The sequence below is a fragment of the Candidatus Cryosericum odellii genome (assembly GCF_003570935.1).
GTDB lineage: Bacteria > Caldisericota > Caldisericia > Cryosericales > Cryosericaceae > Cryosericum > Cryosericum odellii.
In genome coordinates, this window is sequence record NZ_QXIU01000213.1 from 1 (window position 1) to 10,517 (window position 10,517).

12 protein-coding genes are annotated in these 10,517 nt (G+C 58.4%); 9 read left to right on the forward strand and 3 right to left on the reverse strand.

Annotated elements, in window-relative coordinates:
* Positions 1 to 14 precede the first annotated feature (14 nt).
* The 9 genes from SMC5_RS08750 (at position 15) to SMC5_RS08790 (ending at position 8,469) form a co-directional block, all read left to right on the forward strand.
* Positions 15 to 1,064 (forward strand): sugar ABC transporter substrate-binding protein, encoded by a 1,050-nt coding sequence (locus tag SMC5_RS08750; RefSeq protein ID WP_119120410.1) that lies wholly within the window; start codon positions 15 to 17, stop codon positions 1,062 to 1,064.
* 127 nt (positions 1,065 to 1,191) lie between these two features.
* Positions 1,192 to 2,709: a xylose ABC transporter ATP-binding protein gene (locus tag SMC5_RS08755; RefSeq protein WP_119120400.1), complete on the forward strand. Its 1,518-nt coding sequence runs from the start codon at positions 1,192 to 1,194 to the stop codon at positions 2,707 to 2,709.
* Positions 2,710 to 2,780: 71 nt separating this feature from the next.
* On the forward strand, positions 2,781 to 3,923 hold the full coding sequence (locus SMC5_RS08760) for a sugar ABC transporter permease (protein WP_119120411.1): 1,143 nt from the start codon (positions 2,781 to 2,783) through the stop codon (positions 3,921 to 3,923).
* 73 nt (positions 3,924 to 3,996) lie between these two features.
* Complete coding sequence (locus SMC5_RS11450; RefSeq protein WP_455423460.1) at positions 3,997 to 4,563, forward strand: carbohydrate kinase family protein; 567 nt, start codon at positions 3,997 to 3,999, stop codon at positions 4,561 to 4,563.
* Positions 4,564 to 4,573: 10 nt separating this feature from the next.
* Positions 4,574 to 4,891: a carbohydrate kinase family protein gene (locus SMC5_RS11455; RefSeq protein WP_119120402.1), complete on the forward strand. Its 318-nt coding sequence runs from the start codon at positions 4,574 to 4,576 to the stop codon at positions 4,889 to 4,891.
* Between the two features lie 515 nt (positions 4,892 to 5,406).
* Positions 5,407 to 6,591 carry a Gfo/Idh/MocA family protein gene (locus tag SMC5_RS08775; RefSeq protein ID WP_119120403.1) on the forward strand — a complete coding sequence of 395 codons (1,185 nt, stop codon included), beginning with the start codon at positions 5,407 to 5,409 and terminating at the stop codon, positions 6,589 to 6,591.
* A gap of 333 nt (positions 6,592 to 6,924) precedes the next feature.
* Positions 6,925 to 7,203: a HutD family protein gene (locus SMC5_RS08780; protein ID WP_165846360.1), complete on the forward strand. Its 279-nt coding sequence runs from the start codon at positions 6,925 to 6,927 to the stop codon at positions 7,201 to 7,203.
* A gap of 42 nt (positions 7,204 to 7,245) precedes the next feature.
* Complete coding sequence (locus tag SMC5_RS08785) at positions 7,246 to 7,566, forward strand: hypothetical protein (RefSeq protein ID WP_119120405.1); 321 nt, start codon at positions 7,246 to 7,248, stop codon at positions 7,564 to 7,566.
* Between the two features lie 54 nt (positions 7,567 to 7,620).
* A complete protein-coding gene (locus SMC5_RS08790; RefSeq protein WP_119120406.1) occupies positions 7,621 to 8,469 on the forward strand; it encodes an alpha/beta hydrolase in 849 nt (282 codons plus the stop codon).
* A 125-nt stretch (positions 8,470 to 8,594) separates the two neighbouring features.
* Here the strand turns inward: SMC5_RS08790 and SMC5_RS08795 are convergent, their stop codons facing one another.
* The 3 genes from SMC5_RS08795 to SMC5_RS08805 form a co-directional block, all read right to left on the reverse strand.
* Positions 8,595 to 9,380 carry a toast rack family protein gene (locus SMC5_RS08795; RefSeq protein WP_119120407.1) on the reverse strand — a complete coding sequence of 262 codons (786 nt, stop codon included), beginning with the start codon at positions 9,378 to 9,380 and terminating at the stop codon, positions 8,595 to 8,597.
* 50 nt (positions 9,381 to 9,430) lie between these two features.
* Positions 9,431 to 9,853, reverse strand: coding sequence for a PAS domain-containing protein (locus SMC5_RS08800; protein WP_119120408.1), 423 nt, complete (start codon positions 9,851 to 9,853; stop codon positions 9,431 to 9,433).
* Positions 9,850 to 10,517, reverse strand: a 668-nt coding sequence (locus SMC5_RS08805) for a DUF438 domain-containing protein (RefSeq protein WP_119120409.1), incomplete at its 5' end; no start/stop codon positions are given. The genes SMC5_RS08800 and SMC5_RS08805, both read right to left, overlap by 4 nt.

Consider the following 10,517-nt stretch of genomic DNA (forward strand, 5'->3'; position numbering starts at 1 on the left):
AGGAGGAATGGCTCATGAAGAGAACGTTTAGGGCAATCGTCGTACTGCTTACCGTAATGCTGTTCGTCTCGGTCCTCGCAGGGTGCAAGACTGCTGCTGCCCCCACCCCTGCTCCCGCCCCCGTGGCGCAGAAGCTGAAGATCGGCCTGTCTCTTGCCACGCTGCAGGAAGAGCGGTGGGTCCGTGACAAGGATCGTATCACCAAGGATTGTGCTGACCAGGGCATCGAGCTGTTGACACAGATCGCCAACATGGATGCCGCTACGCAGGAAAGCCAATGCGAAAACCTCTTCACCCAGGGCATCAACGTCCTCATCCTTGCACCGCAGGATGCTGTTGCTGCCGCAACGATCGTCGACAAGGCGCATGCCGCAGGCGTCAAGGTCATCTCCTATGACCGCCTGGTCATGAATACTGCCAACGACGACGTCTACATTTCATTTGATAACGTGCAAGTCGGCGTGCTCCAGGGTACTTGGCTGACCACTGCTGTTCCAAAGGGCAACTATGCTATTCTTTCCGGCGCCCCGACCGACAACAATGCCAAGCTCTTCAAGCAGGGAGCCATGAGTATCATCCAGCCTCTTGTCGACAAGGGTGACATTAAGATTGTTGCCGACCAGCCTGTTGTCGAGTGGAAGCCCGAGAATGCACAGAAGATCATGGAGAATGCGCTGACGGCCAACAAGAACAACATCCAGGGCATTCTTGCTCCGAACGACGGCACAGCCGGTGGTTGCATCCAGGCGCTCGCCGCTCAGGGTCTTGCCGGCAAGGTTCCGATTACCGGTCAGGACGCTGAACTGGCCGCTGCTCAGCGTATCGTAAAGGGTACCCAGGGTATGACCGTCTTCAAGGACACTCGTATGCTTGGCGATGCTGCAGTCGAAGCAGCCAAGACGATGTTTGCCGGCCAGCCTCTCGCCAAGGCTACCCAGACCGTCAATAACGGCACAATGGATGTGCCTTCTATCCTGTTGGTCCCCATCGCTGTCACTAAGGAGAACATTGACGCTACGCTGATCGCTAGCGGATACCTCCTGAAGGCTGACGTCTACAAGTAGGAAGTCATTGTACGAACCGGGGAGCGGGCTTGCCCGCTCCCCGCAGTGAGTTTTGGAAGGGCATGGAGGTGCGGGAACCCTGCCGATCGAGCGCGCAGGACCCAGCGAAATATGGAAGGTGGAAGGGATGGATGACTTCATTCTTGAGATGAACCATATCACCAAGGAATTCCCAGGCGTCAAGGCACTCAATGACGTCAGCTTCAACGTGAAGCGAGGGGAAATCCATGCACTGGTTGGGGAAAACGGTGCCGGCAAGTCTACACTGATGAAGGTTCTGGCAGGGGTGTATCCTTTCGGGTCATACACTGGTGCGATGATGTTCAATGGGGCGGAGCTGCAATTTACCGGAACGCGGGACAGCGAGAAGGCCGGCATTGCTATCATCTTCCAGGAACTTGCTCTTGTGAAACAGATGAGCATCCGAGAGAATATCTATCTCGGGAGTGAGTTTCAGAAGAACGGCATTATCGATTGGGACGCAACGTTTGTTGCAGCAAGCAAGGTGCTGCACGAAGTTCATCTGAATCGTAACCCGCTTACCAAGATCATCGACCTCGGCGTTGGAGAGCAGCAGCTGGTAGAGATTGCGAAAGCCGTGTCCAAGAACGCGAGCCTGCTCATTCTCGATGAGCCGACGGCAGCGCTCACAGAAACCGAGACCGAGACTCTCATGCAGATACTCCGTGACCTTCGGGCCAAGGGAGTGTCCTGTATCTATATTTCACACAAGATCTCGGAGGTTGCTCAGATCGCCGATCGCGTTACCATCCTGCGAGATGGCAGAACTATCGCGACCGATGATGTGAAGAACATGTCCGAGGAGCGTATGATCAACTTGATGGTGGGACGCGAGATCACCCAGCGCTTTCCGCGTGTCGAGCATACGCTCGGAGAAACGGTCCTCGAGGTCAGGGATTGGACGGTCTATGACAAGGACCTTCCGACGCGCAAAGTCATCGACGGCGTCAGCTTCAGTATTCGCAAGGGCGAGATTCTGGGCATCGCGGGTCTCATGGGCGCCGGACGTACCGAACTGGCCATGTCAATTTTTGGCAGTTATGGTGTTGGACGGACTGGCGAACTCCTGTTGAACGGCAAGAAGATGGTTGCGAATAGTCCCAGTGCTTGCATTGAGAAGGGTGTGGCCTATCTGTCCGAGGACCGCAAACGATATGGGTTTATCGCCATGATGGATTTGTGCGGCAACATAACGCTTGCCAGCATGGCGAAGCTGTGGAAGAACGGCGTTATCGACGGCAACGAAGAGATCCGGCGCACCGAGCAATACGTCGGGGATCTGTCCATCAAGACGCCCTCTGTGGAACAGAAAGTGGGCAACCTGTCTGGTGGCAATCAGCAGAAAGTCGTCGTGGGGAAGTGGCTGATGACACATCCCAAGGTCCTCTTTCTGGATGAGCCGACACGCGGTATCGACGTCGGTGCCAAGATTGAGATCTATAACATCATGAACCAGCTCGTGGAACAGGACGTGTGTATCGTCATGATTTCATCTGAGCTGCCTGAGATTCTCGGCATCAGTGACCGCATTCTGGTCATGCACAAGGGTCGACTGGTTGGAGACCTCTCCTGGAAGGAAGCCACGCAGGAGAAGGTCATGTACTTGGCAACGGGAGGTAAGTAACCATGGAGAACGTGAACTCCAAGACGGTCACACAGCCGCAGAACTCACCGGGAGGCAACTGGCGTAACTGGATGCGTGTCAACGTACGGCAGTACACGATGATCATTGCGCTACTGCTCGTGTGGAGCATCTTTACTGTGTTGACGAAAGGTATTTTCATAAGTACGAGGAACCTGTCGAACTTGTTCCTGCAGTCGGCTACCGTTGCCATCGTCGCGTGTACAATGGTGCTGGTCATGGTTGCAGGCCACATCGATCTGTCGGTGGGATCCGCGGTTGGCTTCACCGGCGCTGTGGTCGCTACCCTTATCACCAAGGCGAGTTGGCCGACGCTGCTCGCCGTCCCGGTGACGCTGCTCCTTGGTTTAGTCATCGGATTATTCCAAGGGTACTGGGTGGCGTACGTCGGCGTCCCGGCGTTTATTGTTACGCTGGCCGGGATGCTCATCATGCGTGGCGGGCTCCTGGGTGTGACCGGCGGCAACACTATCAGTCCCAACAGTGAGTTGTTCCGTCAGTTTGGCCAGGGGTATCTCCCTCAATTATTCATCAAGGTTGCCGGTTTCAACGATTTCAGCGCTCTCATTGGTATCCTCGCTATTATCCTGTACAACATCTCGGCGCTGCACAGCCGCAGAGGGCGTATCAAACACGGATTTGCGGTTTCATCCCCGCGCAAGCAGATGTTGATACAAGTGAGCATGTCTGTCATCATCGCGCTAGTCTTTTCCATTATGGTCTTCTATCACGGCATCCCGTATGCCATTCTCATCGTCATGGCGATGGTTCTCATCTTCAGTTTCGTCTCACAGAATATGACGTTTGGGCGGTATGTATACGCCATCGGCGGCAACAAGGACGCCGCACGACTTTCGGGCATCAACGTCAAGAAGACGAACTTCCTGATTTTCGTGCTTCAGGGCCTCGCGGTCGCTATTGCCGGTATTGTCTATACCTCCAGACTAAATGCGGCAACGGGTGGGGCAGGAACGGGCATGGAACTGGACGTCATCGCGGCCTGCATCATTGGCGGCACCTCGACGATGGGTGGTGAGGGTACGGTGTTCGGTGCCATCATTGGTGCTCTGGTCATGGCGTCGCTGGACAACGGCATGAGCCTGATGAACCTCGGGGTGGTTTACCAGTATGTCGTCAAGGGAGTTGTCCTGCTGATTGCCGTGGCGGTTGACGTCAGCACGCGTAAGAAGCAATAGTTGATTGGGCAGGCAGGTCGCCTCCTCCGGCCGGCCTGCCCATCAGGAGTGTGTCGTGAGTAGCAGCAAGGTCGTGGTCCTGGGTATTGTGTGTGCCGACGTCATTGCGAGACCGGTGAACGGTATGCCCGAACGCGGACTGATGGTGCCCATTGATCAGCTGGAACTGCACACGGGTGGGTGTGCTGCCAACGTAGGCATCGACCTTTCCCGACTTGACGTAGCGTGCAGTGTCCTGGGGAAGATCGGTCGCGACGGTTTTGGCGATTTTGTCCTGCACACACTGGAACAGGAGGAGGTGGACGCCAGTGGTCTGCGACGTGCAGACGGTGTACAGACGTCGGCTACGGTCGTCCTGGTCGCGCCCGACGGCGAGCGCTCGTTTCTCCATTGCCTCGGTGCCAACGCCATGTTTGTTTCTGAAGACGTCGACATGGAGCTCGTGCGGTCGGCTGACATCCTGGTCGTTGCCGGGTCTCTCCTTATGCCAAAGCTAGACGGAGAGCCAACAGCGGAGGTCCTGAGAGGTGCCAGGGAAAGTGGGGCGGTGACCCTGCTCGATACGGCGTGGGACGCGTCAGGAAGATGGATGAAGTCAATCGAGACATGTCTGCCGTTCTGTGACTATTTNNGTCACTGAGCCGGAGGCGATGGCAGCGTCGTTTGTCGCTCGTGGCGCGCGGAACGTCATCATCAAGCTGGGTGACAAGGGCTGTCTTCTACGGACAGAGGACGGTGTGATAGAGCATGTTGCCGCTCCTGTCGTTTCAGCCGTCGACACGACCGGCGCAGGCGATGCGTTTGTCGCTGGGTTCACGGCGGGCCTCGTGCACGGGTGGAATGCCTCCCGGTGCGCCCACCTTGCGGTGACGGTCGGGGCCATGTGTGTTACGGCTATAGGGGCTTCGGGCGGTGTTCGGTCGTTTGCCGAGACGGTTCAGGTCTTGGAACGGGGAGGACTGATGTAGACAGACCTGCGGGAGTGGACCGTTCACCGGGTATGTCGGTGAGTCCACAGGATTTCCCGGCAGCCTCCTTTACAAGTGGCGCGGCTGCGACAGTTGCGCCACCCTCTCGCGCTCCAGATGCCCCCGGTTAGACCGACGACAGCTGGTCTCCTCCCGCCGGGGGCATTAGCATTTCTTGTGACGTGGGCGATTGTCAACTGCACATTATAGGATGACTGTTGCCCTGTCGGCTACGAACTCGCTGGATTGATACCGCGAACGGTTCGCCGGGAGGATGTCCTTTGGACGTATCGAGGAGCTCGTGAACAGCAGCCCGGTGTGCTCCAATGGCGTCATCTTCCTCCCATACCTGAACGGGGGACACACGCACCTGGGTCAAACTGCCCGAGAGTTACCGGTCAGAACCGTGAAGAGGCCGGCAATACACACGTGGTATGAGAAACACCGTCAGCTATACTGATCGGTGAAGGACCAGTACAAGCGCATATCGACTCTTCTGGAAAGGGGGGAATGACATGATTGAAGGCAAGCTGAACGAGACAGGAACCAACCTCCTGTATGGGCAGGTAGGCGGGGGACCAGGGTCTTCCATCGGCCCGGTGCATCGCACCGCTATCGCAATGAACAACCAAGCGAAGCTGGTTGCCGGAAGTTTCTCCCACATTCCGTCGGAGACGGTCAAGGTCGCGAAGGATCTCGGCATCGACGCTGACCGCGCATATGCTGATTTCCATGAAATGGCCGTCGAGGAGGGAGCACGCATGGAGGGCAGGATTGACTTCGTCATCGTCACTGTCCCCAACCACATCCACTTTTCGGTGGCCAAGGCATTCCTTGAACAGGGCATCAACGTCGTCTGTGAGAAGCCGATGGTGTTCACCGAGGAGGAGGCGAAGGAACTAGTCGCACTTGCCAGTGCACACAAGGCTGAGTTCATGGTGACGTATACGTACACCGGCTACCCCATGGTGCGCGAAGCCCGGAACCTCGTCAGAACTGGCGCTCTCGGGACTCTCCGCGTCGTGGCTGCAGAGTACCCGCAGGGATGGCTGGCCGACCCCATCGAACGCGCAGGCACCAACCGCCAGGCCGTCTGGCGGACGGACCCGAAGTATGCCGGTGTGTCTTGCTGCGTTGGCGACATCGGCACGCACGTCGAGAACCTGGTGCACTTCATTACAGGACTGGAAATCGACAAGCTGGCTGCCAGCCTCGAGACGTTCGTCGAGGGACGTCCACTCGACGACAACGCTTATATACTCCTGAAGTACAAGGGTGGAGCATCGGGGAGCTACTGGTCGTCGCAGGTGGCTATCGGCGAGGAGAACGCCCTCCGTATCCGCGCGTACGGGACGGATGGCGCCATCGAGTGGGAGCAGGAAAACCCCAACGTTCTCCGCTTCCAGAAGAAGGGCGGCCCCTTGCAACTGCTGACTCGTGGCAGCGAATATCTCTCGGCTGCTGCCGGGCATGTTACACGCCTTGGTGCCGGCCACCCCGAAGGGTACTTTGAGGCGTTTGCAAACCTGTACAGGAACTTCTGCAATGTGCTCATGGCGAGAAAACAGGGCCGCACCCCGGACTCGCTAGACGTCTTCCCGACCGTTGTCGACGGCGCTCGCGGGATCAAGTTCGTGTTCGATTGCGTGAAGAGCAGCAAACAAGGTGCGACATGGGTGGACGCCTCCTTCGACATCTAACTGGCCGTTCCCGGCCAAGGTCATCCTGTCGGCCGACCTGATCACGAAGGACAACGCAGCCAAGTACTACGTTCCGGATTCCATCTACTAGAACCTGATACTCACGTTCTCTGCGCTGCTGCCCGGACGGGGATCCCGTCCGGGCAGTGCCGTTACGGGTCCAGCGACTGCAGCGGTGATGCTGACTGGTGGGTCGCCAGCTGACTCGCCATGATCAGGGTTGCCTGCTCGAACAGCCCGGTTCTCCGTGGCTGGCGTGGTATACTGAACGGACAGAACATGGTCGATGCAGACGGCGGCCTGTGGTGCAGGAGAGACGGGAGATGCTCCGTGATGAGGGAAGACATGGCGTATGCTGTGGAATTGGTGCGGCAAGATCAGCAAAACACCAGTACCTGGAACGGAGGGATGACGACTGAGATTGCCATTTATCCGAAGAATACAATCTACAGCCGTCGTGATTTCGTGTGGCGAATCAGTTCGGCCAACGTCAAATCAGAGGAATCAGAATTCACTTCACTGCCGGGGATCTGGAGGCTGATCATGGTCCTCGAGGGAGATATGACTCTTGACCATGAGCATCATCACAGCGTGCGGCTGCAACCATTTTAACAAGATGCGTTTGCTGGAGACTGGGCGACGAGAAGCACGGGGATGGCCAGGGATTTCAACATCATGCTGTCCGGAGCCTGCTCTGGGCAGATGCAAGCTGTCAGCGTGCAGGGGCAATCCAGCTTGGCAATACCCGATGTGACAGTGCAAACGTGTGACAAGGGCAAGAAAGCCGTGTACGTCGTGTATGGCGTGGATGGTACGATTGTCGCCAGCGCCGGTACCGATGAGACGTGGAGAATAAACACGGGGGATGTATTGCTTCTCACGACCGACCATCAAGGAGCCACGAGAAGTGTGAGGCTGTTCAATCAGGACAATGCCCCCGTCCATGTTCTGCTGGCAACCATATGGTATGAGTAAGTTCCCCGGTGGACCTTATACTGTCATGGGCAGTGACACGGAGTCTGGGAGGCAATGATGCACAGTGAGGAGTTCCAGTATCGCAGCAAGGATAACCTGAACCTGTACGCCCGCGTGTGGACGCCCGAAGGAGACGTGCGCGGCGTGGTCGCTCTGGTGCACGGCCTAGGCGAGTATGGGGGCCGGTACGTTGATATTGGTCACAGCTTTGTGGACCGCGGGTACGCGTTTGTGGCAGGGGACCTGCGGGGACATGGCATGTCTGAGGGCAGGCGTGCGTTCGCCGCACGACTCGATGACTTCATGGACGATCTGGACCAGTACTGCGACGAGGTCAGGGCGCGCTTCCCTGGCAAGCCGCTGTTCTTGTACGGCTTCAGCATGGGTTCGACCCTTAGTGCCGCATACCTTGTCCGCAGACATCCACGGCTGGCGGGCGCCATGCTGTGCAGCGGCGGCTTTGTGATGCCGGAGGCGTCAGCGGCCGCCATGGGCAAGGTCAAAGCACTGCGGCACCTTGTGCCAACGATGGCTGTCAACAATGGTATGGGTGCCACGCGAGACAAGGTCTGCCATGACGTCACCGTGCTGGACGCATATGACGCCGACCCGCTGGTGTACAAAAAGATCACCGTCGGATTGGCCGCAGTCATCGGGGAAGCCAATGCGGAGGCACTTGCGCGCGCTGCAGAGATCCAGGCCCCCCTGCTGGTGATGCACGGCGAAGACGATGTCATTGCACTGCCCGAAGGGTCGAAGCGTCTTGCCGCAGGCGCCTCAGGTGATGTGACACTGAAGCTGTGGCCGGGACTGTATCACTTCATCCACCATGAGCCGGACGGGGCAAAGGAGCGCGTGCTGGCCTTCGCGGCCGACTGGCTGGACGCGCACGTCAAAAGCTAGCGCTCGACGCAGCGAGTCACGTAAGCGCCAGAAAAAAGAATCGCCCCCGCTCAGGCGGGGGCGATTGCTGTCTCGATGCAGAGGCCATATCTCTGGGGACTAGTTATGCCCAGGAGGAAGCAATGTCAGCCTACGGTGTCCAGTGTCACTTCACCGACGCCGACCTGAATGTCGATGTCGAGTGCCGGCGTCGCGCCGGGAGCGTAGTTGGTGTAGTTGTGGCCATCCTGCACGAAGCCTCGCACATTGACGCCGCCAATGGCCTTGTCTATGTGGATGCGGGTCGGCGTGGTTCGTGGTATGTGCATCTGCAGTGCTCCGACGCCGCTATGGACACTGCCGTGCGCCGGTGCAGTCGGCGAGCCCCTGATCTCGAGGTCGAGCCGCCCCGCTCCTGTCTGCAGGTCGAAGTGCTCGAGCCTGGACGCGAGGATGATGGTGCGACCCTGGCCGGCACCGGTCCGCACGTGCAACTGCTGGACGGGGACGGTACTCAGGTCGATGTCGGTCGTTCCCGCCCCAGACTCCAGGTCGATGGTCACGGGGACGTCGTTCGCACAGCGCAGATGCCAATCGCAGCGAATATGCGACGTTGGAATGATTATATGGTCCAGTTGCTGCGTGATGCTGACCTCACACGTGTTGCCATTCATGCGGTACACGAACTCGGGGTCCAGTTCCGGCTGGCTGCTGGTGAAGTCGGCATCCATGAGTCCGGTAGCCCCGCCCTGCAGCGACAGCACGCCCGCCCCCATGCGCACGTGCAGGTCCGTGTGTCGCGTGTCTTCCCTCGGAATACTGCGGTACTCCGTGCGAACTCCTCCCGTCTTGGAACTCCCGAACGCTCCCTGTCTCCACAGAACAGCCGCAAGCACGGCGAGTCCTCCAACCACGACAACCTGCCCAATCATGAGTGCATCTCCCTATGTAACGCGTAAGGTATCGGTAGTCCGAGCCTAGCTCAGACGGCCGGTTCGCCCTCGAGTTTTTTCTCGCCCTGAAGGGCACGGACCTCGGTGCAGTCCTGCGAGACCTCGAGGGTCCCCTGGTAGACACCGTCCTTGCCGTAGATGGCGAAGTACCGGATGTAGATGAACTTTCCACCCAGTTCCAGCCAGAAGTCGGCTGTGGAGCGTTTTTTCGCACGGAAGTCGTCCAGAATCCGCTGGACCTTGTCGACGCTCTGGGGCGGGTGGCAGCGCTGTACCGTGCGCCCGATGTCCAGCCGTGTGCGTGGGAAGATGCGCCCGGCGGCGGGCAGGTTGAAGTAGGTTACCTCGTCGTCTGCGTTCACAAACGAGACGTCGACGGGCAGCGTATCGAACAGCGCAAACAGGATGTCGAGGTCCATACCCTCGAACAGGTCGAGACTGGTATCACTCATCGGTTCTCCTTCCCTGGGAGTGCAAAGAACCCCAGTTCCTGGGATTCGTGCTGAAGGTCCTGCCAGTCCTTTTCGGACAGCAGGTCGAGTGCTACGTTGTACAGGATCTCCTGTTCTTTCTTTGCGTGCTGGACGAAGGTCTCCAGCCAGTGCTGAAACGCTCCCGCCAGCACCTGTGCGAACTGCGCGTATGGCATGGCACCGGGCGTTCCCCGAATCGTTTTGTCGATGATGTCGCGCGTCGCCTTCATGCGGTTGTGTTCAGCCCACATGATAGCAGGAGGTTCTTCGACGCCGTACCGTTCCAGCAGGGGGAACAGCGTGTTCTCCTGCCGGGCGTCATGGCTCTGGGCCTCGTGCAGATGCTGCATCAGGGCACGCAGCTCGGTGAGGGTGCTCTCCGCCGTTGCGTATCCGTCCAGCGCGCTGAGTGTCCTGGCCAGGGTGAATCCCTGCTCGAGCCAGGCGATGATGGCATCCTGTTCGTCGATGAAGCGCTTCAGCGGATGGCTGTCCGGCACCACGGTGCGCGAACTTGCCAGCTGGTCGCGGAAGACGTCCATGTGGACGTCACACGCTTCCATAAGCTGGTCGGTGGAGAACCCCTCACGTGCCAGCTCCGCCTCGGCTGTCGCGATGAGAAGTGGGTCCGCTTTGGCGATCA